This window comes from Serratia marcescens (assembly GCF_006715005.1).
GTDB lineage: Bacteria > Pseudomonadota > Gammaproteobacteria > Enterobacterales > Enterobacteriaceae > Serratia > Serratia montpellierensis.
This window is the reverse complement of sequence record NZ_VFMJ01000001.1, coordinates 4269558-4295143: the sequence shown is the minus strand read 5'-3', so window position 1 is coordinate 4295143 and position 25586 is coordinate 4269558. Positions and strand designations below refer to the sequence as shown.

General features: G+C 58.9%; 10 protein-coding genes, 1 tRNA gene and 3 rRNA genes. 9 read left to right on the top strand and 5 right to left on the bottom strand.

Annotation, left to right across the window (positions count from 1 at the left end; translation table 11 throughout):
* Window positions 1–632: 632 nt before the first annotated feature.
* From FHU12_RS20875 to rrf, 4 genes are all read left to right on the top strand, one after another.
* Window positions 633–2174 (top strand): 16S ribosomal RNA (locus FHU12_RS20875).
* 206 nt (window positions 2175–2380) lie between these two features.
* Window positions 2381–2456 (top strand) — tRNA-Glu (locus FHU12_RS20870).
* Window positions 2457–2690: 234 nt separating this feature from the next.
* Window positions 2691–5598, top strand: a 23S ribosomal RNA gene (locus tag FHU12_RS20865).
* A gap of 99 nt (window positions 5599–5697) precedes the next feature.
* Window positions 5698–5813 (top strand): 5S ribosomal RNA (gene rrf, locus FHU12_RS20860).
* Together the 16S, 23S and 5S rRNA genes with 1 tRNA gene alongside form the textbook arrangement of a ribosomal RNA operon.
* 178 nt (window positions 5814–5991) lie before the next feature.
* Here rrf and actP read toward each other — a convergent pair.
* The 3 genes from actP to acs all read right to left on the bottom strand — a co-directional run bounded on the left by actP (window position 5992) and on the right by acs (window position 10002).
* Window positions 5992–7644, bottom strand: a complete 1653-nt coding sequence (gene actP / locus FHU12_RS20855) for a cation/acetate symporter ActP (RefSeq protein ID WP_060433926.1) — start codon at window positions 7642–7644, stop codon at window positions 5992–5994.
* On the bottom strand, window positions 7641–7952 hold the full coding sequence (locus FHU12_RS20850; RefSeq protein WP_004930047.1) for a DUF485 domain-containing protein: 312 nt from the start codon (window positions 7950–7952) through the stop codon (window positions 7641–7643). Before FHU12_RS20850 ends, actP begins: the two co-directional genes overlap by 4 nt.
* 91 nt (window positions 7953–8043) lie before the next feature.
* Complete coding sequence (gene acs / locus FHU12_RS20845; protein ID WP_141971582.1) at window positions 8044–10002, bottom strand: acetate--CoA ligase; 1959 nt, start codon at window positions 10000–10002, stop codon at window positions 8044–8046.
* A 902-nt stretch (window positions 10003–10904) separates the two neighbouring features.
* On the opposite strand from acs, the gene gltP reads away from it, so the two are divergent.
* Both gltP and FHU12_RS20835 read left to right on the top strand, forming a co-directional pair.
* Entirely contained in the window at window positions 10905–12221 is a 1317-nt protein-coding gene (gltP, locus tag FHU12_RS20840; protein ID WP_063988404.1) for a glutamate/aspartate:proton symporter GltP, read from the top strand.
* Window positions 12222–12495: 274 nt separating this feature from the next.
* Window positions 12496–13839 (top strand): condensation domain-containing protein, encoded by a 1344-nt coding sequence (locus FHU12_RS20835; protein ID WP_141971580.1) that lies wholly within the window; start codon window positions 12496–12498, stop codon window positions 13837–13839.
* A 42-nt stretch (window positions 13840–13881) separates the two neighbouring features.
* On the opposite strand, the gene FHU12_RS20830 is transcribed toward FHU12_RS20835, so the two are convergent.
* Together FHU12_RS20830 and FHU12_RS20825 are read right to left on the bottom strand one after the other, a co-directional pair.
* Window positions 13882–16977 carry an amino acid adenylation domain-containing protein gene (locus tag FHU12_RS20830; RefSeq protein ID WP_141971578.1) on the bottom strand — a complete coding sequence of 1032 codons (3096 nt, stop codon included), beginning with the start codon at window positions 16975–16977 and terminating at the stop codon, window positions 13882–13884.
* Between the two features lie 64 nt (window positions 16978–17041).
* A complete protein-coding gene (locus FHU12_RS20825; protein ID WP_141971576.1) occupies window positions 17042–18652 on the bottom strand; it encodes a condensation domain-containing protein in 1611 nt (536 codons plus the stop codon).
* Between the two features lie 535 nt (window positions 18653–19187).
* On the opposite strand from FHU12_RS20825, the gene FHU12_RS20820 reads away from it, so the two are divergent.
* The 3 genes from FHU12_RS20820 (at window position 19188) to FHU12_RS20810 (ending at window position 25548) form a co-directional block, all read left to right on the top strand.
* Window positions 19188–21281, top strand: coding sequence for a TonB-dependent receptor (locus tag FHU12_RS20820; RefSeq protein ID WP_141971574.1), 2094 nt, complete (start codon window positions 19188–19190; stop codon window positions 21279–21281).
* 77 nt (window positions 21282–21358) lie between these two features.
* On the top strand, window positions 21359–24268 hold the full coding sequence (locus FHU12_RS20815; RefSeq protein ID WP_141971572.1) for a condensation domain-containing protein: 2910 nt from the start codon (window positions 21359–21361) through the stop codon (window positions 24266–24268).
* A gap of 47 nt (window positions 24269–24315) precedes the next feature.
* Window positions 24316–25548 (top strand): YncE family protein, encoded by a 1233-nt coding sequence (locus tag FHU12_RS20810; RefSeq protein WP_025304962.1) that lies wholly within the window; start codon window positions 24316–24318, stop codon window positions 25546–25548.
* The last annotated feature ends 38 nt before the right edge of the window (window positions 25549–25586 follow it).

Below are 25586 nucleotides of genomic sequence, written 5' to 3'. Positions count from 1 at the left end.
TATCCCTTGGCTTTGAGTCGCAATTAAAGAGCGTTACGTGAATGTCCACCTCGTTCTCTCTATAAGGAAGGGTTTTTTGCCTTATAAAGGGAGGGTCAGGCACATATTCAGGTAGCGCCCCCATAAAAAGGGGGATCGTTTCGTCGCGGGGAATTGTAGCGAAAACGTTTGCGTGGCGCTCGTAAATTTTCCGTGCAAATCACATCTGTGGATAACACTGTGCGCAAGTGGGTATAAGGCGGGGTTTTGCTGTGGAATGCAGCGAACGATCGTTTTTGCTGAAAATACCTGTTGCGGCCTGCGAGGAACTCCCTATAATGCGCCTCCATCGACACGGAACATGTGAACAACTTCACAGAGTATCCGGGGGTCGCAGAGAAAAAATCCTGAAAATTAGGGTTGACTCTGAAAGAGGAAAGCGTAATATACGCCACCTCGAGTTAGCAAGCGAAAGCGCCTAACTCACTGCTCTTTAACAATTTATCAGACAATCTGTGTGGGCACTCCACAAGACGATATCCAGCATCTTCGGATGCAAAAAAATATCAAGTCTTGAAGAGTGACTAACTGAAGTAAAATTCATGCAGTAAATCTTTGAGCATCGCTTCTCGAGTGGAAGCAAATCAAGCTTTTAATTGAAGAGTTTGATCATGGCTCAGATTGAACGCTGGCGGCAGGCTTAACACATGCAAGTCGAGCGGTAGCACAGGAGAGCTTGCTCTCTGGGTGACGAGCGGCGGACGGGTGAGTAATGTCTGGGAAACTGCCTGATGGAGGGGGATAACTACTGGAAACGGTAGCTAATACCGCATAACGTCGCAAGACCAAAGAGGGGGACCTTCGGGCCTCTTGCCATCAGATGTGCCCAGATGGGATTAGCTAGTAGGTGGGGTAATGGCTCACCTAGGCGACGATCCCTAGCTGGTCTGAGAGGATGACCAGCCACACTGGAACTGAGACACGGTCCAGACTCCTACGGGAGGCAGCAGTGGGGAATATTGCACAATGGGCGCAAGCCTGATGCAGCCATGCCGCGTGTGTGAAGAAGGCCTTCGGGTTGTAAAGCACTTTCAGCGAGGAGGAAGGTGGTGAACTTAATACGTTCATCAATTGACGTTACTCGCAGAAGAAGCACCGGCTAACTCCGTGCCAGCAGCCGCGGTAATACGGAGGGTGCAAGCGTTAATCGGAATTACTGGGCGTAAAGCGCACGCAGGCGGTTTGTTAAGTCAGATGTGAAATCCCCGGGCTCAACCTGGGAACTGCATTTGAAACTGGCAAGCTAGAGTCTCGTAGAGGGGGGTAGAATTCCAGGTGTAGCGGTGAAATGCGTAGAGATCTGGAGGAATACCGGTGGCGAAGGCGGCCCCCTGGACGAAGACTGACGCTCAGGTGCGAAAGCGTGGGGAGCAAACAGGATTAGATACCCTGGTAGTCCACGCTGTAAACGATGTCGATTTGGAGGTTGTGCCCTTGAGGCGTGGCTTCCGGAGCTAACGCGTTAAATCGACCGCCTGGGGAGTACGGCCGCAAGGTTAAAACTCAAATGAATTGACGGGGGCCCGCACAAGCGGTGGAGCATGTGGTTTAATTCGATGCAACGCGAAGAACCTTACCTACTCTTGACATCCAGAGAACTTTCCAGAGATGGATTGGTGCCTTCGGGAACTCTGAGACAGGTGCTGCATGGCTGTCGTCAGCTCGTGTTGTGAAATGTTGGGTTAAGTCCCGCAACGAGCGCAACCCTTATCCTTTGTTGCCAGCGGTTCGGCCGGGAACTCAAAGGAGACTGCCAGTGATAAACTGGAGGAAGGTGGGGATGACGTCAAGTCATCATGGCCCTTACGAGTAGGGCTACACACGTGCTACAATGGCATATACAAAGAGAAGCGACCTCGCGAGAGCAAGCGGACCTCATAAAGTATGTCGTAGTCCGGATTGGAGTCTGCAACTCGACTCCATGAAGTCGGAATCGCTAGTAATCGTAGATCAGAATGCTACGGTGAATACGTTCCCGGGCCTTGTACACACCGCCCGTCACACCATGGGAGTGGGTTGCAAAAGAAGTAGGTAGCTTAACCTTCGGGAGGGCGCTTACCACTTTGTGATTCATGACTGGGGTGAAGTCGTAACAAGGTAACCGTAGGGGAACCTGCGGTTGGATCACCTCCTTACCTAAAGATATTAGTTCGAGTGGCGTGCTCACACAGATTGTCTGATGAAAAAGTAATGAGCAAACAAAACCTTGTGGTATAGGTAAGTGCCGGGAGATTTGTGACTGTCCAGTGCAGTGACAAACGACAATGGCGCTCGATTTTTCACGAAAAATCTCACCTTTACCCGAAATTATCGAATCGGTGATTCGATAAGCAAATTTCGGGTCCCCATCGTCTAGAGGCCTAGGACACTGCCCTTTCACGGCTGTAACAGGGGTTCGAATCCCCTTGGGGACGCCATTCCGATAATGAGTGAAAGACATTATCACCGGTCACGACAGACCGAAAAAATCTTAAAGATGACTTGCGAGTCATGTTTAAGATATTGCTCTTTAACAATCTGGAACAAGCTGAAAATTGAAACATGACGGCTGAAATTTATCCCTCCGTAGAAGTACTGGGATAAAGAGTAACCTGTCATAGAGTCTCTCAAATGTTTGCAGCACGAACGATGGAAACATCTTCGGGTTGTGAGGTTAAGTGACTAAGCGTACACGGTGGATGCCTAGGCAGTCAGAGGCGATGAAGGGCGTGCTAATCTGCGAAAAGCGTCGGTAAGGTGATATGAACCGTTACAACCGGCGATACCCGAATGGGGAAACCCAGTGTGTTTCGACACACTATCATGTCATGAATACATAGTGGCATGAGGCGAACCGGGGGAACTGAAACATCTAAGTACCCCGAGGAAAAGAAATCAACCGAGATTCCCCCAGTAGCGGCGAGCGAACGGGGAGGAGCCCAGAACCTGAATCGGCTTGTGTGTTAGTGGAAGCGTCTGGAAAGTCGCGCAGTAAAGGGTGATAGCCCCGTACACTAAAATACACAGGTCGTGAGTTCGATGAGTAGGGCGGGACACGTGACATCCTGTCTGAATATGGGGGGACCATCCTCCAAGGCTAAATACTCCTGACTGACCGATAGTGAACCAGTACCGTGAGGGAAAGGCGAAAAGAACCCCGGCGAGGGGAGTGAAATAGAACCTGAAACCGTGTACGTACAAGCAGTGGGAGCACCTTCGTGGTGTGACTGCGTACCTTTTGTATAATGGGTCAGCGACTTATATTTTGTAGCAAGGTTAACCGTATAGGGGAGCCGTAGGGAAACCGAGTCTTAACTGGGCGAATAGTTGCAAGGTATAGACCCGAAACCCGGTGATCTAGCCATGGGCAGGTTGAAGGTTGGGTAACACTAACTGGAGGACCGAACCGACTAATGTTGAAAAATTAGCGGATGACTTGTGGCTGGGGGTGAAAGGCCAATCAAACCGGGAGATAGCTGGTTCTCCCCGAAAGCTATTTAGGTAGCGCCTCGTGAACTCATCTTCGGGGGTAGAGCACTGTTTCGGCTAGGGGGCCATCCCGGCTTACCAAACCGATGCAAACTCCGAATACCGAAGAATGTTATCACGGGAGACACACGGCGGGTGCTAACGTCCGTCGTGAAGAGGGAAACAACCCAGACCGCCAGCTAAGGTCCCAAAGTCATGGTTAAGTGGGAAACGATGTGGGAAGGCATAGACAGCCAGGATGTTGGCTTAGAAGCAGCCATCATTTAAAGAAAGCGTAATAGCTCACTGGTCGAGTCGGCCTGCGCGGAAGATGTAACGGGGCTAAACCATGCACCGAAGCTGCGGCAGCGACGCTTAGGCGTTGTTGGGTAGGGGAGCGTTCTGTAAGCCGTTGAAGGTGGCCTGTGAGGGTTGCTGGAGGTATCAGAAGTGCGAATGCTGACATAAGTAACGATAAAGCGGGTGAAAAGCCCGCTCGCCGGAAGACCAAGGGTTCCTGTCCAACGTTAATCGGGGCAGGGTGAGTCGACCCCTAAGGCGAGGCTGAAAAGCGTAGTCGATGGGAAACAGGTTAATATTCCTGTACTTGGTGTTACTGCGAAGGGGGGACGGAGAAGGCTAGGCTAGCCGGGCGACGGTTGTCCCGGTTTAAGCGTGTAGGGGGTGTGACCTGGTAAATCCGGTTACATACTAACCCTGAGGCGTGATGACGATGCACTACGGTGCAGAAGTAGTTGATGCCCTGCTTCCAGGAAAAGCCTCTAAGCTCTAGGTAACATTAAATCGTACCCCAAACCGACACAGGTGGTCAGGTAGAGAATACCAAGGCGCTTGAGAGAACTCGGGTGAAGGAACTAGGCAAAATGGTGCCGTAACTTCGGGAGAAGGCACGCTGGCATGTAGGTGAAGTCCTTCGCGGATGGAGCTGAAGCCAGTCGAAGATACCAGCTGGCTGCAACTGTTTAATAAAAACACAGCACTGTGCAAACACGAAAGTGGACGTATACGGTGTGACGCCTGCCCGGTGCTGGAAGGTTAATTGATGGGGTCAGCCGCAAGGCGAAGCTCTTGATCGAAGCCCCAGTAAACGGCGGCCGTAACTATAACGGTCCTAAGGTAGCGAAATTCCTTGTCGGGTAAGTTCCGACCTGCACGAATGGCGTAATGATGGCCAGGCTGTCTCCACCCGAGACTCAGTGAAATTGAACTCGCTGTGAAGATGCAGTGTACCCGCGGCAAGACGGAAAGACCCCGTGAACCTTTACTATAGCTTGACACTGAACATTGAGCCTTGATGTGTAGGATAGGTGGGAGGCTTTGAAGCGTGGACGCCAGTCTGCGTGGAGCCATCCTTGAAATACCACCCTTTAATGTTTGATGTTCTAACTCGGCCCCATAATCTGGGGTGAGGACAGTGTCTGGTGGGTAGTTTGACTGGGGCGGTCTCCTCCCAAAGAGTAACGGAGGAGCACGAAGGTTAGCTAATCACGGTCGGACATCGTGAGGTTAGTGCAAAGGCATAAGCTAGCTTGACTGCGAGAGTGACGGCTCGAGCAGGTACGAAAGTAGGTCTTAGTGATCCGGTGGTTCTGAATGGAAGGGCCATCGCTCAACGGATAAAAGGTACTCCGGGGATAACAGGCTGATACCGCCCAAGAGTTCATATCGACGGCGGTGTTTGGCACCTCGATGTCGGCTCATCACATCCTGGGGCTGAAGTAGGTCCCAAGGGTATGGCTGTTCGCCATTTAAAGTGGTACGCGAGCTGGGTTTAGAACGTCGTGAGACAGTTCGGTCCCTATCTGCCGTGGGCGTTGGAAGATTGAGAGGGGTTGCTCCTAGTACGAGAGGACCGGAGTGAACGCACCACTGGTGTTCGGGTTGTCATGCCAATGGCATTGCCCGGTAGCTAAGTGCGGAAAAGATAAGCGCTGAAAGCATCTAAGCGCGAAACTTGCCTCAAGATGAGTCTTCCCTGGGCCTTTAAGGCCCCTGAAGGAACGTTTAAGACTAAGACGTTGATAGGCTGGGTGTGTAAGTGCAGCGATGCATTGAGCTAACCAGTACTAATGATCCGTGAGGCTTAACCTTACAACACCGAAGGTGTTTTTAGAGAGATTTTCAGCGAAGTTCCGAGATTGGTTCTGATGGCGGCACGAGAGTGGCGCGGTTGGAATGAAACAGAATTTGCCTGGCGGCAATAGCGCGGTGGTCCCACCTGACCCCATGCCGAACTCAGAAGTGAAACGCCGTAGCGCCGATGGTAGTGTGGGGTCTCCCCATGCGAGAGTAGGACACTGCCAGGCATCAAATAAAGCCGAAAGCCCTGAACTGACGTTCAGGGCTTTTTGCTGTGCGTAAAACGCAAAAAAGCGCAGCTAGGCTGCGCTGCTTTTCCCTGCTTCTCTCCGATAAACAGCCAGAGAAAAGGCCCCGAAGGGCCTTTGATTAGGGTGTGTTTGCTTTTTTTCACTTATTATTCGGTTAATGCGAGCTGCCCTGAGAGATGCCCAGCCCGGTTTGCGAACGGACAAACTGGGCCCGGAAGCGTTCCCGCTCCTGCTGCCCGGCCAGCGAGCTGTCGGTGATCGAGAACAACCAGGTGCCGACAAAGGCCACGATCATTGAGAACAGCGCTGGATATTCATACGGGTAAATCGGTTTTTCATGGCCGAGGATCTGTACCCAGATCGTTGGGCCGAGGATCATCAGAATCACCGCCGTTAACAGACCCAGCCAGCCGCCAATCATCGCGCCGCGGGTCGTCAAACGCGACCAGTACATCGACAGGATGATGATAGGGAAGTTACAGCTGGCGGCGATAGAGAACGCCAACCCGACCATAAAGGCGATATTCTGCTTCTCGAACAAAATCCCCAGAGCAATAGCGACCAGGCCCAATACCACGACGGTGATCTTGGAGACCTTCAGCTCGTCGCGCTCGGTCGCCTTGCCGTTTTTCATCACGCTGGCGTACAGATCGTGGGAAACCGCCGAGGCACCGGCCAGCGTCAGGCCTGCAACGACCGCCAGAATGGTGGCGAAGGCCACCGCCGAGATAAAGCCGAGGAAGAAGTTGCCGCCAACGGCATTGGCCAGATGCACCGCCGCCATATTGGTGCCGCCCAGTAGCGCGCCGGTGGCGTCTTTGAACGCCGGATTGGCGCTGACCAACAAGATGGCGCCGAAGCCGATGATAAAGGTCAGAATATAGAAGTAACCGATAAAACCGGTGGCGTAGAACACGCTCTTGCGTGCTTCTTTGGCGTCACTGACGGTAAAGAAGCGCATCAGGATGTGCGGCAGACCGGCGGTGCCGAACATCAGCGCCAGGCCGAGCGACAACGCGGAAATCGGATCGGAGACCAGACCACCGGGGCTCATGATGGCGATGCCTTTCGGGTGCACCTTCACCGCTTCGGCGAACAGGGTATTGAAGTCGAAGTTGACCGACTTCATCACCATCAGCGCCATAAAGCTGGCCCCTGCCAGCAGCAGCACTGCTTTGATGATCTGCACCCAGGTGGTGGCCAGCATGCCGCCGAACAGCACGTACAGCACCATCAGGATGCCGACCAGGATCACCGCCACATGGTAGTTGAGTCCGAACAGCAGCTGGATTAGCTTGCCGGCACCGACCATCTGCGCGATCAAATACAGCGCCACCACCACCAACGAGCCGCAGGCCGACAGGGTACGAATCGGTTTCTGCTGCAGACGGTAAGAGGCGACATCGGCAAAGGTATAACGGCCGAGGTTGCGCAAGCGCTCCGCGATCAGGAACAGAATGATCGGCCAGCCAATGAGGAAGCCGATAGAGTAGATCAGGCCGTCATAGCCCGAGGTGTAGACCAGGGCGGAGATACCGAGGAACGAGGCCGCAGACATGAAGTCACCGGCGATCGCCAGCCCGTTTTGCAGGCCGGTGATGCGCCCGCCCGCGGTGTAGTAGTCCTGACGGGAACGGGTGCGTTTGGAAGCCCAGTAGGTGATGTACAGGGTGGCGCCGACAAACAGGATAAACATCACGATCGCCTGGATGTTCAGCGGCTGACGCTGCACTTCGCCACCAATGGCGTCGGCCCAGGCCAGGCCTGGCAGCAACAGCAGCGCGGCGGCGGACAATAAGCGCTTCATTGTTTCACCTCACGCAGAATTTCTGCGGTGAGACGATCGAACTCGCCGTTGGCGCGAAACACGTAGATCCCGGTCAAGACGAAAGAGATCACGATCAGCCCGACGCCGACCGGGATCCCGCGGGTGATGGTTGATCCTGCGGCGATCGGCGTGCCAAGCCATTGCGGATCGAAGGCGATCAATAGAATAAAGCCGACGTACAGCGCCAGCGTAATCAGTGAAAGCAGCCAGGCGAACCGGCCGCGTTTTCTCACCAGCTCTTTAAAGCGCGGGTTTTCTTCAATCCCTTGATAAATGGTGTCATTCATCAGAGTGTCTCCAGTCGGTATTGAGAGAGTACGCCGCGCCAGGGCCGCTCAACGGCACGTTATCCGAATGAGCGACCTGAAGCGGCGTAAATTATGACGGCACTTTCATTGATTGTTTTTCTTCCAACAGCTTGTCGACTACGGCCGGATCCGCCAGCGTGGAGGTATCCCCCAGGTTGCTGGTGTCGCCGGCGGCAATTTTGCGCAGGATACGCCGCATGATCTTGCCGGAGCGCGTTTTGGGCAGCGAATCTGTCCAGTGCAGCACGTCCGGCGTGGCGATCGGCCCTATCTCTTTGCGCACCCAGTTGCGCACTTCGGTATAGAGCTCCGGCGTCGGTTCTTCGCCGTGGTTCAGCGTGATGTAGGCGTAGATCGCCTGGCCTTTGATGTTGTGAGGAATGCCGACCACCGCCGCTTCGGCGATTTTCGGGTGCGATACCAGCGCAGACTCGATCTCGGCGGTGCCCAGACGGTGGCCGGAGACGTTCAGCACGTCATCGACGCGGCCGGTGATCCAGTAGTAACCGTCTTCGTCGCGGCGGGCGCCGTCACCGCTGAAGTACATGCCTTTGAAGGTCGAGAAGTAGGTTTGCTCGAAGCGGTCATGATCGCCGAACAGGGTACGCGCCTGCCCCGGCCAGGAGTCGACGATCACCAGGTTGCCTTCGCAGGCGCCTTCCTGTGGCGTGCCGACGTTATCGACCAATGCCGGCTGTACGCCGAAGAAAGGTCGCGTGGCGGAACCGGCTTTCAGCTCGGTGGCGCCCGGCAGCGGGGTAATCATGAAGCCGCCGGTTTCGGTTTGCCACCAGGTATCGACGATCGGGCACTTCGCGTTGCCTATCTTGTTGTAATACCACTCCCAGGCTTCTGGGTTGATCGGCTCGCCGACCGAGCCCATGATGCGCAGCGAATCGCGTCGGGTGCCCTCGATCGCCTTGTCGCCTTCGGCCATCAGAGCGCGAATGGCGGTCGGTGCGGTGTACAGAATGTTGACCTGGTGCTTGTCGATCACCTGCGACAGGCGATTGACGCCCGGATAGTTAGGCACGCCTTCGAACATCAGCGTGGTGGCGCCGCAGGCCAGCGGGCCGTACAGCAGATAGCTGTGGCCGGTGACCCAGCCCACGTCGGCGGTGCACCAATAAATATCGCCGTCGTGGTAGTCGAACACATACTTAAAGGTCATCGCGGCGTAGACCAGGTAGCCGCCGGTGGTGTGCAGCACGCCTTTCGGCTTGCCGGTCGAACCGGAGGTATACAGGATAAACAGCGGATCTTCGGCGTTCACTTCTGCCGGCGGGCAGTCGGCGGAGACGCCCTGGGTCAGCTCATGCCACCACAGATCGCGCCCTTCCTGCCAGTAGCCCGGTTTCCCGGTGCGTTGGAACACCACCACGTTAGCCACGCTGACTACGCCGGGATTTTTCAGCGCATCATCGACGTTCTTTTTCAGCGGCACGGCGCGGCCGGCGCGCAGGCCTTCATCGGCGGTAATCACCAGCTTGGCGTTGGAGTCGATAATGCGTCCGGCGACCGCTTCCGGTGAGAAGCCGCCGAAGATCACCGAATGTACGGCGCCGATACGCGCGCAGGCCAGCATTGCGACCGCCGCTTCCGGCACCATTGGCATATAGATAGCCACCACGTCGCCTTTTTTCACGCCGAGCTTTTTCAGCACGTTGGCGAACTGGCAGACGTCATGGTGCAGCTGTTTGTAAGTCACGTTCTTGGATTGGGTCGGGTCATCGCCTTCCCAGATAATGGCGGTCTGGTCGCCGCGCTCAGCCAGATGGCGGTCCAAACAGTTGGCAGACAGGTTCAGCGTGCCGTCTTCAAACCAACGAATGCTGACGTGGCCGGGATCGAACGACGTGTTTTTAACTTTGGTATAGGGTTTGATCCAGTCCAGGATTTTGCCATGCTCACCCCAGAAAGCCTCTGGGTCTTGAACCGACTGTTGATAATACTGTTGGTATTGTGCCGGATTAATCAGGGCGTGCTCTGCAATTGCAGAAGGAATAGCGTGTTTATGCAGTTGGCTCATAGCTTTTCTCCTTGAAGTTGTTAATAATATGTCAACTGAAGGTTAAGTATAGTTTGCTACGATTCTTTGTTTCTTTTTTGCGCGGCAGATCACGCAACAAAGATATTGATTTGTAATAGTTCTGTCGCATTTGCAGGGCGTATCTATCTCTTTGGCGTTTAAATCATCATAAACCCGCTTTTTTAGCCAAAAACACTTATCTAAAGAACAAAAAAGAATAAACAAAGGTGAAGTTATTTGCCTCGTGCCAAATAAATCGGTGGAAAGGCCTGCGTTATTTCGCGCTATAAATCTTTTTGGATTATTTTTCGCTATTAATATTCGAAGTTGGTATTAACGCGATATAACGATGGACGGCATATCGTGAAATAACGTTTTATTAACCTTTAATTCCTGATGAAAGGTCGGGAGATACCCGAGGGTATTCAGCCTGCGATATCGTTCACTTTTTAATCGAAATATAAAGTAGCTCTGCATTTATAGAGGGGTATGTCACTCGGCTAATTCTCATTTATTTGACTTTTGAGTAACAAAATATAAACATTTGATGCGGACTAAATATGCAGAATGGGCGAAAAATAACGCATTTCAATTGCGTTCAAAAAAACATCGTCGACGCGGTTATGTACTTCATTGTATGAAAAATTATGTTTTTAATAACAACCAATTATGCCGTTTGAAATAGTTACGCGAATTTTTTGTGATTCGATTCAGCGCTCAACCCTGACAAATCAAGGCTTGCAGAGCATGCCACCCGGATGATACAGATTTATACTGCGTCGCACCCAGGGCAGGTGAACGCTTCCACTGAATTAACATAAGCCTGTAATAAATGATTAAGTATTCTTTTCTCCGTGTTGCGACTTTGTGCGGCGAAAAGAGTCTTTGAGGACTTTTTGGGTATGAAAAGTGTAAAAATTAGCCTGGCTTGGCAAATCCTGATCGCGTTGGTACTGGGTATTATTGTTGGCGCGGTATTGCACAACCAGACAGAATCTCGTGAGTGGCTGGTCAGCAATATTCTCAGCCCGGCGGGTGATATATTTATTCGTCTGATCAAGATGATTGTGGTGCCGATTGTTATTTCCACGCTGATCGTCGGTATTGCCGGCGTAGGCGATGCGAAAAAGCTGGGCCGCATCGGATTGAAAACCATTATTTACTTCGAAGTGATCACCACCATCGCCATCGTGGTGGGGTTGACGCTGGCCAACGTATTCCAACCCGGCCACGGCATCGACATGTCGACGCTGACCACGGTGGACATTTCGCAGTATGAGAAAACCACCGAACAGGTGCAAAGCGGTTCGCACAGTCTGGTGGCGACCATTCTGTCGCTGATCCCATCGAACGTCTTCTCGTCGATGGCCAAGGGCGACATGCTGCCGATTATCTTCTTCTCGGTGCTGTTCGGTCTGGGGTTGTCGTCGTTGCCGAAAGAGACCAAAGAGCCGTTGCTGAAGGTGTTCAAGGCGGTGTCCGAGAGCATGTTCAAAGTCACCCATATGATCATGCGCTATGCGCCGATCGGGGTGTTTGGTCTGATTTCGGTTACGGTAGCCAACTTCGGTTTCGCTTCGCTGCTGCCGCTGGCCAAGCTGGTGGTGCTGGTATACTTCGCCATCGCGTTCTTCGCCCTGGTGGTGCTGGGGGCGGTCGCCCGGCTGTGCAACCTGCGCATCTGGACGCTGATCCGCATCCTGAAAGACGAACTGATCCTGGCTTATTCCACCGCCAGCTCGGAAACGGTGCTGCCGCGCATCATCGAAAAGATGGAGGCTTACGGCGCGCCCAAGTCGATCACCAGCTTCGTGGTGCCGACCGGCTACTCCTTTAACCTGGATGGCTCGACGCTGTACCAGAGCATCGCCGCTATCTTTATCGCCCAGCTGTACGGCATCGAGCTGTCGTTGGGGCAGGAGATCGTGCTGGTGCTGACGCTGATGGTGACCTCGAAAGGGATCGCCGGCGTGCCGGGGGTCTCGTTCGTGGTGCTGCTGGCTACGTTGGGCAGCGTCGGCATCCCGCTGGAAGGCCTGGCGTTCATCGCCGGCGTGGACCGTATCCTGGATATGGCGCGTACCGCGCTGAACGTGGTGGGCAACGCGCTGGCGGTACTGGTGATCGCCAAGTGGGAGCACCAGTTCGATCGCAAGAAGGCGCTGGCTTACGAAACGGAGTTCCTGGCACAGAAGGTGAAGCCGGCCAACCAGGCTTAATCACCGAGTATTGCCGCCTTTAAAAACGCCCCGGCCAATTGTGCCGGGGCGTTTTGTTTTTATGCCCCTGCAACCCGCCGCTTTCTTTTCTCTGCCCTACAGTGCGACTTGCATCCCCGCTTAACAAAATCTAAAGTATTACCAAATTAATAGAAATGATAATAGATGTTATTATCATTTTCATTTGATGATGTATGGAGACACGCAAAAGCCGTTGAACGGTGGGGTTACGCCCGTTCGGCGTCTTTATTCGGGCTTATCAAAGGTAGGTAACATGTCGGACACCGCTTTGGCCTCTGAATGGTTGCCGCTGGCGCCAGCGCAGCTTGATTTCTGGGAAGAACACACCTTGCACCCCGGGCAGACCTTATCCACCGTCGCACACTGCACCGAACTGTGCGGCGCGGTAGAGGAAGAAGCGCTCTGTCAGGCGATCGCCGTCACCCTCGCCGAAACGCAGGCGTTTGCCCTGCGCTTTGGTGAGCGGCACGGCGACTCTCCTCCGCCGTTACGGCACGATCCACAGCGCATACCGTCATTGCAACGTATCGATCTGCAAACGCACGGCGACCCTTGGCAGGCGGCGCAGGGCCTGATGCGCGAGGATATTGCGCAGCACCGGGCGCTGCACAGCGAGCCGCTAGCCGCCGCGTGGTTGCTGAAACTGGGGCCGGAGCGCTACCTCTGGTACGTGCGGGCGCACCATATTCTGGTCGACGGTTTCGGCATGGCGCTGATCGAACACCGTTGCGCCGCGTTGTATGCACACTATCGGGGTGAAGGCAGCGCGGGTATTCCCCTGGGCGCCTTCGACGTCTTTCAACAGGCTGAGCTGGCCTACGCTGATTCTGAGCGATGCGAGCGCGATCGGCGCTTTTGGCAGACCTATCTGCCGCCGTCGCAGGCGCTGCCGACGGTACGCAAGGGCGGTGAGGCCTATGGCGTGCGGCGTCTGAGCGTCCACCACCGGCTGCCGGCGGCGGTATCGCAACGACTGGCGCAGCTGGCGGAGCGCAGCGGCATCAATTGGCCCGATTTGCTGGTGGCGCTGTCGGCGGCCTGGCTGTTTCAGGTGATGCCGCGCTGTACCTGGCAGGGCGATACGCTGCCGATGTGGATGCCGGCGATGAATCGCCGCGGGCAGGCCGCCACCAACGTGCCTTCGCTGGCGGTGAATACGTTGCCGCTGCTGGTGTCACCGCAGCAAGCGGAGACGCTGGGGGGCTTTCTCACCACGCTGACGCAGCAGCTGCGTGAGCTGCGCAGCCACGCCGGCTACCGTCTGCGCCAATTGGCCGCCGATCGCGGTGTGGATCCGGGCTCGCGCTTCTTTATTTCCCCCTTCATCAACGTGCAACCCTTCGATGCGCCTCGTTTTACTGGCTGTCGCGGTACCCGCCGCGTATTGGCCGGCGGTTCGGGCGACGGTTTTAACCTGACTTATCGCGGCCGCACCGACGCCCGCGATCTGCAGGTGGATATCGATATTTATCTGGAACAGTTCCCGGCGGAGGATGTGCTGGACTATGGCGAGGCGCTGCAAGAATTCCTGTTGCGTGCGCTGCAGCGGGAAGCGTGGGAACAGCCGCTGGCGGCCCTGACGGCGTTGCCCGCCTGAGAAAGCGCGGGCGGGGGATGTCCCCGCCCGAGTGGTATGGCTTCAGCTGGCCAGCAACGCCGCCACTTCGCGTGCGTTCTTGCACGGCAGGAGCGAACTGCTCACCAGCCGGGTGCCGAAAGCGTCATTGAGGCGTGCCGCCACCTGTTTGATATGCGGCAGTTTCAGTCCCATGGCGATAAACGCCGTCTCTTCTCCCCATTCCGGGCGCGGCGTTACGCCAATCGCCTGCCAGTAAATGGTCAGGATCTCTGCGCTGCGCGCCAACGGTGCGTTCGGCGGCGGGGCCGCACAGGCGTTCAGCGCCGGCGCGGTTTGCTGGTGGCTCAGGTCGGCGCGGATGCGATGGCGATCGGTTTTACCGTTGGCGGACAGCGGCAGCGCCTCGGCATGGATAAAGCGCGTGGGAATATGGGTACAGGGCAGATAGCCGGTGGAGAAGGCGCGGATCTCGGACAGCGGCAGCGGTTTGCCGTCGCGGGTCAGATACAGGGCGCCGAGCGCTGCCTCGTTGTTCTCTCCGCTGGGATAATCCACCACCACCATATCCAGGATCGCCGGATGGCGGCGCAGCACGTCTTCGATTTCCGGCAGCGAGACGCGCACGCCGCGGATCTTCACATAGCCGTTCACCCGAGTGGCGAACATGATGTTGCCGTCCGCCCGGTAGTAACCCTGATCCCCGGTGCGAAAAGCGCGCAGCGGTTGCCCGTCCGGTCCTTCGAGGGTGACGAAATCATGCTGCTTCACCTCCCCCTGTTCCAGATAGCCCAACGCCAGGTTAATCCCGGCGGTATGAATGCGGCCGACCACGCCGGCCGGGCAGTGGCTGCCGTCGTCATGGCAGATGAAGTAGCGGTTGGCCGGCAGCGGGCGGCCGTAAGGCACGGTGCCGCTCTCCTGTGGGGCGATCGGGTGCCAGATGCTCCAGATAGTGGTTTCGGTCGGCCCGCCGAGTGAGAACAGCGTGAGATCCGGGCGCAGGGTACGCAGGGTTTGCACCGTCGCCGGCTTGATATAGTCGCCGCCTTGCGCCACCAGGCGCAGCGAGCGCAGGCTGTCGGCCGTTTTGCAGGTGAGCAGCATCTCCAGAATGGCGGGCACCGAACACCACAGGGTGACCCGATGTTTTTCCACCAGTTGGTTCCAACTGATGGCATCCTTTTCCTGATGCGGCGCCGGCAGCACCAGCGTGGCGCCGGCGCACAGCGAGCCGAACAGATCGAACATCGACATGTCATGGTGTGGCGGCGTGACGGAAATGAAGACGTCGTCGGCGGTGACTGCCCAGCGTTGTTGAGTGTGGTGGATAACGTTGGCGGTGGCGCGGTTGTTAAGCACCACGCATTTGGGCTTGCCGGTGGTACCGGAGGTATACAGGTAGTAGCTCGCGGCCTGGCTGGCGCTGCGTTCAACCAGCGTCCGTTCATCCGGCAGCGCGGGCGCGCGATCCGCCTGCGCCAGCAGGGTCGCCGGCGTCACGCCGTTCGGCGTCTCCAGATCGCCGCCGTGCACCACCAGCGTCGGCCGGCAATTCTCCAGCAGGTAGGCGGTGCGTTCAGGCGGCGAGTTGATATCGACAGGTACCCAGATCACGCCCTGCAGGGCGCAGGCGAGGCTGAAGATGATCAGTTCCGGGCTGCGCGGCAGGTACAGCGCCACCACGTTGCCCGGCTGCACGCCGCGGCTCTGCAGGTTGACGATCGCCGTGGCGATCCGCTGGCCCAGCTCACGATAGGTCAGCGTCTGTTCGCCGCAGATCAGCGCATTGCCGCCGTCTTGCGCGCCGAACAGCCGCTCGGCCAGCTGCGCCAGATAAGGATAAGGCGCGTAATTCGCTTCGCTGTCGTTGTGGCGGTAATGCGCCAGATCGATGAAGTCGCGCGGCGCGATTGCCAGGTCGGCCCGTTGGCAACTGTGCAGGATGCGTCGCTGCAACGCAGCCAGCATCGCTTCTACCTGTTCACCCTGCAGCGCCTGCTCGGCGTAGTCCACGCACAGCTGCAGGTTTTTTTCGCTGTCCAGCGTCAGGCGGATATCGATGGCGACCTGCGGCGTTTGGGTCAGGCCGTCGTGGAAGCGCACCGGCGCCTCGGCCGGCAGCGTCTCCCAGCCCAGGCAGTTGGTCAGGATCACCGGCAGCGCCGGGCCGCCCTGGCTTTGGCCGAGCAATTGCCGCGCCAGATCGACGCCGGAAAATGCCAGGTGATCGAGCGCGCCGAGCACGTCGTCCTGCAAGGCTTGTGCGCGCTGGATAAAGTCTTCGCCGTAGCGCGAATAGCGCACCGCCACGAAGCTGGAGGCGTTGCCCAGGGCGCCGTCGGCGGCGGGGAACGCCACCGGTACCCCGACGCACAGCTCGCCGTCGGTGGTCCAGTGGGCCAGCGTATCGAGGATCAGCGCCGAGAGCAGGCTGTTGCGCAGCAGCGCATGCGGCGATCCCAGGCGGCCGAGCTGTTTTATCGTATCGCGCGGCAGCGTCAGGGTGGCGCGGCGATAGCGTGATGAGGTGAGATTGGCGAGCGGGGCGCGCCACGGCAACGCCGACGGGGTGGTGACATCCTGCAGCTTTTCGCGCCAGTAGGCGGCATCGGTCTGGCGCTGCGCCGCTGATGCGGCGGGGGGCGGCAGCGTGGCGGTGGTCGGCGTCAGAGGGCGATCGTCGAACAGGCGCGCGATCACTGTGGAGATCCCCTGGCCGTCGAGGATCAAGGCATCGAAGCTGGTAAAGATCAGCGTATCGTACGGCGATCCCGTCGGATCCTGCCGTTCGGCTAGTTGGATCACGGCGATGCGCCACAGCGGCTGGCTCGGATCGTGGCGCTGGTGGGAGTAACGCGCGCGCAGCTGTTCGACCTGGCGCTGCGCCGCTTCGCCATCAAGGGCGCGCAGATCGTGGCGATCCAGATGCAGCGTGGTTTCCGGGCGTACGTGCTGCGTGCCGCGTGGCACATCGATGCAGGTGCGCAGTGCCGGGTAGTGTTGAACCAGCTCGGTCAGGCGCGCTTCAAGGCGCGGTACATCCAGCTGCCGGGCGCGGTATTCGCGAAAGTCGTGCATCGCCACGCCGCCCAGCGGCCATCGATCGCTGCGGCCCAGAAGATAGGCCTGCTGCAGTGCGGTTAATGGTGTCTCCATGGTACTTCCCTATAGTCGCTAACCGATTAAAACGAGCCGGGCGCCGCGCGCCCGGAAACCGATCTCAGTGCTGCGGCGCCAACGCGGCGAGCAGCGTTTTCGCATTCCGTCCAGCCTCGGGCGAGCGTTGGCAGATCAATGCCGCCAGCGCCGCAGGGGAGGAGTGCGCCGCCAGATCCTGTGCCGTCAGCGCCGCCGCCAGATACTTGTTGAGCACCGTCAGCAGCGCGTTCACCCCGGCATCCGGCAGGGCCAAGCGGTGGATATCGTCGTGGTCGTGCAAGCCTGCCTCGGGGGCCACCCGCGTCAGCAGCCGGTGCAGCACCTGGCGCACCGGCGCCTGCTGCGCCAGCGCGTCGGGCGTACATTGCGCCAACAGCTGCGACAGCGGGCGATCGAACGCCTCCGTTTGCCGTGCGGCCAGGTGCAGTAGCGCCCGGTAACAGGCCAGCAGGCGCGGCAGCACCTGCTCGGGGAACGCGTCCTGCCGTACGTCCCAGTTGATCAGAATGCCGTCGTCGACGTGGGCGACCTGCGCATCCAGCGCAACCTGCGGTCCTTGAGAGATGACCCAGCCGAGACGGCCGAAGGTGTCGGTGACCCGTTCGGAAAACAGCGTCTTGCCGCGGATGCCGAAACCGGCGGTAAACACCACCGGCGAAGGCTGCAGGCTGCCGTGCAGGCGCGACAGATCGCGCATTACGCTCACGCCGGGGTAATCCGCATGCTCGATAAGCTCCGCCAGCTGCGCCATCAGGCGTCGGCAGAAAGCGCTTAGATTTTCCGTCGGGTTCAGCTCCACGCCGAGCAGCACCAGGTTAGAGAAATCGCCGATGAGGCGATGCGCGTCCTCCCGTTCGCTCTCGCGGTGGAACAGCGGCACGTTGAGCCGGAAGCGCGTCATATTCCAACCCTGGCCGACGGCCAGGGCGAACAGCGCGAGAAACAGCGTAGAGAGGGAGGTGTGGTGCCGTTTGGCGACGCTTTCCAACGCGCGGCTTTCTTCCGCATTCAGCTGTACGGCCAGGCGATCGCTGCGGCAGCGGTCCGGCGTGCGCAGCAGGCGCGGCGCCGGCGGCACCTGCGCCAGGCGTTCACGCCACCAACGCTGGCCGCGTTCGCGCCGTTGGCGTAGCCCGTCGTCGGCGTCGCGTCGTTCGAGGTGTTCGAAGTAGGCCGGTGGCGCGTCATCGGAGGGGGGCGGCGGACACCGGTGATAAAACGCCGTCAGATCCTCCATCAACAGGCGAAAGCTCATGGCATCGCCGGCGATCATGTCGAGATCGACATGCAGGCGGCTGCGCCCTTCCGGCAACAGGCTCAGGCTGATATCGCAGGGCACGCCCTGTTCCAGCGGCAGCAGCTGGGTGCTTTTTGCCTGGCGTTTGGCGGCAAGTGCGGCTGCCAGCGTTGCTTCATCGGCGTGCTGCCAATCGTCGAGATGCAAGGCGTGCCGAGGGCCGGGAGGCGCGATCGTCTGCCGGCCATCATCGGTAATGCGCAGGCGTAACAGCGGATGGTGCAGGTACAGCGCCTCGACGGCCTGGCGCAGCCGGGCGAGATCCAGCTCGCCGCCGTCGAATTCCGCATACAGGTGGGCGGCCATGCCGCCGAGGGGAGGAGCGGACTGTCGGCCTACCCAATAGGCGGCCTGCATCGTGGTCAAAGCTTTCATCGGGTATCCATTTTGATTCAGCCAACGAGATTGCAAGAATATATCCAAATGTTAATAGGAATGAAAATTATTATTATTTGATCCATTTGACGCGAGGGTGCTATCTATAAGGGGTTTTAGCGAGAACGGACGGGCATGCCGTTGGGTGTGAATAATTTATCTATATTATTCTTAGCATTGTAATGATTGCTTGTTATTGCAGCGCCTGTTTTACCTGCGAAAGTATAAGGTTTTCTGGCGGCTATCGCGGCCTGCTTCACACCTTTATTGATAATGATTTGCATTAGAAAATGCAAAATATTATCATTCTTAACATTATTTTACGTTTTTATACAAGCTGCCGGCCGCTCCGCCGGCGGCTTGGCTGTGGACGGGGCCGCGCCCGTTTGGCCGCGAAAGACATGGGTTTGCCGCAGGGATAAGCAACAGAAAGGTCGGGAAGGCCGTAGCGTCATGGTCTGTGTGAGTGTCGATGTAGGTTGTGTAAAAAAAAATCAAATTTTGTGCACCTCTGGGATGAAAGGAGAAGACATCTATGGGCAAGCATTTTGCGGCTCAACGGCATGAAAGCGTAGGAAACGGGGAAAAAGCGGGGTTGAAAGCCATTGGGGCGTTTTCCTCCGTATTTTTAGGGGTTTGTTCACTGGCGATCGGTAACGTCAACGCGGCGGAAACCAAGAGCAACGAAACCTACCAGGACGCGGAAACGCTGCTGGTCACCGGTGAGAAGATCAAACGTTCCATTTTCGACACCGGCTCCAGCGTGCAGGTGTTCGACAGCAACCGCATCGCCTCGATGCCTGACGCAGTGCAGATCCCCGATCTGCTGCGCATGACCCCCAACGTGGTGGATCTGGGCATCGGCAACGAACTGCCGACCGTGCGCGGCATCGACGGTTCCGGCCCGAACGTCGGCGCCAATGCCTTCCTCAGCGGCACCCGCCCGCGCCTCAATCTGTCGTTGGACGGCCGCTCGCTGACCTATAACGAACAGGCGTTCGGCCCGCAGTCGCTGTGGGATCTGGATCGCGTCGAAGTGTTCCTCGGCCCGCAAAGCTACATCCAGGGGCGCAACGCCATCGCCGGCGCCATCGTCATGGCCAGTAAAGATCCGACCTTCGAGTGGGAAAGCGCCTTCAAGGGTGGGGCCGGTAACCAGCACTCTTCACAGCTGGCCGCCATGGCGTCCGGCCCGCTGGTGGAGGATCAGCTGGCGTTCCGCGTCAGCGTCGATCGCCAGCGGCGCCGCAGCGAAGCCGATCTGCCGGCCTATGCGCCGGTGGGCGATCCGCGCGAAGTGGAAGCCACCACCGCCCGTGCCAAGCTGTTGTTCAATCCGGCCGGCCTGCGCGATCTGACCACCAAGCTGACCTTTAACCACTTCGGCAGCACCGCGCCACAGAACGAAAGCCTCAACCCGCAGCCGCATCCGACCAACCCGCGTCACGATCCGCGCCGCGCCGTGTTCAAAAGCAACATGAACAGCAGCATCTGGGATCTGGCCTGGGAGGCCTCCGATGCGCTGACGTTTGAAAACCGCGTTATCTATACCGATTTCAACATCAACCGTCCGACCGCTTACAACATCCAATACGCCGAGATCGACGGCCAGGAAGTTCACGTAGAGCCGGTGGTGCGTTTCGGCGGTGCGGACAGCCGTCTGCATGGGCTGGCGGGGCTGCGTTACTTCCACGGTACGCAGGATGAGTTCGTCAACATCTTCGGCGGATCGACCTTCAAAGATAAAACCGATACCCATTCGGCGTTCGCCGAGCTGACCTATGCGCTGACGCCGCAGGTGGACGTGACCGCCGCCAGCCGCCTGGAACGCGAACACCGTCGCCGCGACGGCGGCAGCCAGGCGGTGCGTATCGACTTCGATGAAACTTACACCGTGTTTTTGCCGAAGCTGGACGTGGCCTGGAAACCGACGGATACCCAAACCTACGGCGCCAAGATCGCCCGCGGCTATAACGCCGGCGGCGGCGGCATCACGATCGGTACGCCGGTGGTCAGCTATACCTACGGTTCCGAGTATGTCTGGAACTATGAGCTGTACACCCGCCATCACCTGAAAGACGCCAACGTGGTGCTGACGGGTAACATCTTCTACAACGATTACAAAGACATGCAGCTGCCGTACTCGTTGGGTGAGAACTCCAGCGTGATCCGTAACGCCGACAAGGTGGAAACCTACGGTGCGGAAATCGGCGCCACCTGGCAGCCGCGTTGGGACTTCGAACTGTTCGGCAACCTCGGCCTGCTGAAAACCGACATCAAGAAGTTCTCGGGCAGCGGCGTGGAAGGGCATGAGCTGGCGCGCGCACCGGCTTACACCGCCAACATGGGTGCCAAATATCAGTTCCTGAAAGGATGGGAGCTGAGCAGCAACGTGGCGTTTACCGACTCCTACTATTCGCAATACGACAACGACTCGCGCGGGCGCATCGGCTCCTATTGGACGGCCAACGCTCAGCTGGCTTACACCTTCGACTACGGTCGCGCCACGCTGTATGCGAAAAACCTGTTTGATTCAGACCGCCGTGAGATGGTCAGAAGCAACGACATCTACACGGCGACTCTCCAGCGAGGCCGTCTGGTCGGCGCGGCGGTTGAGCTGAATTTCTAACGCTATCGCGATGACGGGGGACGAATGTCCCCCGTTTTATGCGCTATCCCGGCACGGCCGGGCAAGGAGATAACGCAGTGATCGGTGATTTTGACAGCATTCTGAGCGATGAAGAGGCCCAGCGGCTGGAGAACGCTTTTCAGGCGCTGGGCGCGGCGTCGGCGAACGGCGAGCGGCCGGTAAGCGAAGCCGAAGAGCGGGCATGGTTTACCCATCTGCAGCAGGGTGACGCACGCGGGCAGCGGGCGCTGGCCTGGCGCCTGACGGGGGGCGTGGATGTCGCCCAACTGACGGCGGCGCTGCAGGCGTTGGTGCGGGAGACGCCGGGCGTGGACGTGCATTACGTTTTTGATGACGAAAACGGTCTGGTGAAACGGCCCGCCGGCTCGGCGCCGCTGCCGGTGAGCCTCCGTCAGGTGGCGGGCGAACCACACGCCATTTGTTGCCTGCTGCAGGCGCAGGCGGCGCCGTTTGAACTGGAAAGCGAAGCGCCGCTGCGCTGCCTGCTGTTGCTCACGCCGGGCGATGACGTGATTTTGGGCGTGGTATTGCATGACATCCTGGCGGAAACGCTGCCGTGGCGCCACCTGCCGGCGATGCTGTCCGCCCGTTATAACGGGGATGCGATGCCTCTGCCATTCGCGGCGGAGCCGGTCGAGCTGCCGGAAATCCCGGAGCCGCAGCTGCCCTGGGCGCGCCAGGCGGTCTCGCTGCAGGATTACCGCAGCCCGGCGCAGCGTGCTGAAGCCTTGCCGCCGGTGGGCGCGCGCGTGGTCACGCGCATTGCGCGCGCGCTGTTGCCCGCCAACGACACGCCGCGGGCCTTGCTGGCGGCGGTGGCGGCGCGGTTTGCCGAGTTCGTCGCCGCGCAGGCCGGTGGCCAAACGGTGCAGCTGTGCGTGCCGGCCGCAGAAACGGCGGAGTGCGTCGGTCTGGAGCTGGGCCTGACGGCGGCGCCGCTGATGCGCCTGACCGTGCAGCATGGCGAGGGCGACATCGGGCAGCGGCTGCTGGCGCAGGCCGTGGCTGAACAGCTGGATCCGCAACGGGCGCAGCTGCTGGTGGCCTGGCGCGACGATCTGGCCGCAGAGTGGCGGCTGGAAGGCGTTCACGCCGAACGCCTGTTGCTGCCGCCGCTGCATACGCCGTTTGAACTGGCGCTGCTGTTGGGCTTGCCGGAGGCAGAAACGCTGACGCTGGAGCTGGTCACCGACCCGCGCCTGTCTCCGCACGCGGCGCCTTTCCTGCTGGAGCAGTTCAGCGCGTTCCTGGCCGGGCAGCGAATTGCCGTCGCCTTGCCGGTGGCTGAGGCCGTTTCCCCGGCGATGGCCGCGCCGGTGGCGAACGGCGACGCCGACGAAAGCGTTGCGCCGCTGATTTTGCAGGAGTTCCGTGAGGCGCTGGTAGCGCCGGAAATGACCCTCGATGAAGACTTCTTCGATCGCGGCGGCCATTCGCTGGTCGCTACCCGGGTGATTGGCCGCTTGCTGAGCCTGCATCAGATCGAAATCAACATTAACGATCTGTTCAGCCATCCGACGGCGCGCGGGCTGGCGGGCTACGCCAAACGCCTGAACGTCGCGCAGCCGAATGCCTCGGTAGCCATCGCCGACGATCATGATCGGGCGCAGGCGCCGCTGTCGCTGGCGCAGGAATCGCTGTGGAAGGTGTATGAAGCCTTCGGCCATGACGAGATTTTCAACCTGCCGTTCTCTCTGCGCTTCTTCGATGCGGTGGACGAAACGGCGCTGCACCAGGCGTTTATCGACGTCATGACTCGCCATACCGTGCTGCGTTCACGCTTTGTCGAGCAGCAGGGGGAGGTGGTGCAGGTGGTGGTGCCGGCCGCAGAACTGCCGGATTATCAGTGGTTCCGCTTCTCTCACGAGACGCCAGCGGGTAATGCCGCGGCCCTGTTGGCCGACGCCGGCCAGCACCGGTTCGATCTGGCCGCCGAGCTGCCGCTGCGCGCCACGCTGCTGCGCGATGCGGACAACGGCCAACAGCTGCTGTCGCTGCTGTTCCACCATGTGGTGCTGGATGAATGGTCGCTCAACCTGATGATGGATGAGCTGGGCGTCGCCTATCGCCATCGCGTCGTCGGCCAGGCGCCGCAGTGGAGCGGGCAGCCGCCGCAGTTCCACACCTTCGCCCGGCAGCAGCGGGCCTCCGGGGTGCAGCAGCAACATCTGGACTACTGGCTCGATGCGCTGCGCGGCGCGCCGGTCGGCCAGCCGATCTTCCGGCAAGAAGCGTCCACCCATCCGGCGGTGCCGGCACCGGCGGACGTCAACGGCGGCTGGCTGGAGTTCGAGGTCGATCCTGCCGTGGCGGAAGGCTTGTATCAGCTTGCCCGCCGCAACAACGCGTCGCTGTTTAACGTGGTGTATGCCGGGATTACCTCGGCGCTGCGTCTGCTGGGCGGCCCGGCGGATCTGCTGGTGGGCACCTCAACCTCCGGCCGTAACGACGCCGAGTTCTTCGATACCGTCGGCTATTTCACCACCGTGGTGGTGCACCGCGTGCGCTTTGACGAAGGGCTGACGGTGGCCGGGTTGGTCAGCCAGGTGAAAAACACCATCAATGGCTCGCTGCCGTACACCGACATTCCGATCGATCTGGTGGAAGAAGGGCTGTTCGGCGTGGACGCCGACCGCAAGAATCACATGTTCGAAGTGTTCATCCAGATCCACAGCCGCATCAAGCTGAACGGCGAGTTCCGGCTGCAGGACGGCAGTGCGATCGCCTACCGTCAGGTGGAGCCGGAGAAAGCCGAATCGCTGCTCGGCCTGCAGTTTGAGGTGATGGAAGACGATCTGGCCGGGAAGAAATCCCTGCGGGTGATGATGACCTACCGTCAGGACCACTACAGCCGGGAGCAGGCCAATCTGATCGCCGATGGCGTTCAGCACGTCTTTACCCAGTTTGCGCAGCACATCGCTGGCGATATCGCTCTGGCGGCGCTGCCGCCCGGGCCGCAGGCATGACGTTGTTTCACTCTAACCGAAAGCATGATTTTCAAGGAGATAAAAGGATGTCTGGAACCCTAGCAACCCCGCGCGCGCTACTGTCGCTGCTGGTGGCGGCCTCTCTGGTGGTCGCCGGCGCCGCGCAGGCGGACGATGTCGGCATCAAACCGCAGGACATCAAGCGCGAGGCGCTGTCGTCGACGGTGGTGGAGATGGCCTACAGCACCTCGCAACAGGCGCTGTTCGTCAGCGCGCCGGACTGGAAAGAAGAGGCGCGCTCCCGCGTGCTGCGGCTGGATCCCAACACCCTGGCGATCAAGGCAGAGATCCCGCTGCAGGTGAAAGGCTTCGGCGTGGCGCTGAACGACGCGGGCAATCGCCTGTACCTGACGCAGGCTTTCAACGGCGAAGTTGGGGTGGTGGACACCACCACCAACCACGCGCTGGGCAGCATCAAGCTGCTGGACAAAGCGGTGCTGGAGCAGGCTTACAAGCAGGCGGGCATCAGCGGCAAGCGCCTGGACTTCCTGTTGGCGGAGCTGAAGAAATTCAAAATCACCGAGGACTACCTGTACCGCCTCCGCGAGCTCAAGTATGACGCGCAAAGCGGCCGCCTGTTCCTGCCGGGCCTGGGCTTCGGCGTCGACAGCGTGCTGTACGTGGTCGATACCAAAGCCGGCAAGCTGGAGAAAGTGATCCCGGGCTTCGGCTACAACGCGGTGGGTATCACGCTGGATGAGAAGGGCCGCCGGGTGTTCGTCTCCAACATGCAGGGGCAGGTGATCACCTTGAACGCCGACACGCTGGCGATCACCGCCACGCACGAAGTGCAGGCCGATCAGCTGCTGAACCTGGTGTATGACCCGGCGAGCAATCGCCTGCTGGGCGTCGATCAGGGTATCGATCGCGACGACTACCGCAACCATCATCTGGGGCACGACTACGTGAAGCGCAGCAGCGGCCACCGGGTGTTTGCGCTGGATGCGGACAGCGGCAAAGTGCTGGCCAGCGAGCTGACGGATGAGGTGCCGATCGGCCTGCTGCTCGACGAACGCAGCCAGCGGCTGTATGTCGCCAACCGCAAAGGCGTGCGCGTGGATCACGGCGCCGGGACGCTGACGGTGTTCGACGCCAAAACGCTTAAACGCCTGCAAACCGTAGACCTGCCGCCGCACCCTAACAGCCTGGCGTTGGATCCGAAAGGTGACGCGCTGTTTGTGACGGTGAAAAACGACGGCGCTTCCACCAAGGCCGGCAAGCCGGAAAGCGTGGTGCGCATTCAGCTGCACACCAGGTAACGAGAGAGCGAAAGTAAAAAGGGGCGCCGCGGCGCCCC

What these genes read in the sequence shown, in the direction of transcription:
- actP (WP_060433926.1), bottom strand. Translation starts at nt 7,644, where the DNA reads ATGAAGCGCTTATTGTCCGCCGCCGCGCTGCTGTTGCTGCCAGGCCTG.
- FHU12_RS20850 (WP_004930047.1), bottom strand. Translation starts at nt 7,952, where the DNA reads ATGAATGACACCATTTATCAAGGGATTGAAGAAAACCCGCGCTTTAAA.
- acs (WP_141971582.1), bottom strand. Translation starts at nt 10,002, where the DNA reads ATGAGCCAACTGCATAAACACGCTATTCCTTCTGCAATTGCAGAGCAC.
- gltP (WP_063988404.1), top strand. Translation starts at nt 10,905, where the DNA reads ATGAAAAGTGTAAAAATTAGCCTGGCTTGGCAAATCCTGATCGCGTTG.
- FHU12_RS20835 (WP_141971580.1), top strand. Translation starts at nt 12,496, where the DNA reads ATGTCGGACACCGCTTTGGCCTCTGAATGGTTGCCGCTGGCGCCAGCG.
- FHU12_RS20830 (WP_141971578.1), bottom strand. Translation starts at nt 16,977, where the DNA reads ATGGAGACACCATTAACCGCACTGCAGCAGGCCTATCTTCTGGGCCGC.
- FHU12_RS20825 (WP_141971576.1), bottom strand. Translation starts at nt 18,652, where the DNA reads ATGAAAGCTTTGACCACGATGCAGGCCGCCTATTGGGTAGGCCGACAG.
- FHU12_RS20820 (WP_141971574.1), top strand. Translation starts at nt 19,188, where the DNA reads ATGGGCAAGCATTTTGCGGCTCAACGGCATGAAAGCGTAGGAAACGGG.
- FHU12_RS20810 (WP_025304962.1), top strand. Translation starts at nt 24,316, where the DNA reads ATGTCTGGAACCCTAGCAACCCCGCGCGCGCTACTGTCGCTGCTGGTG.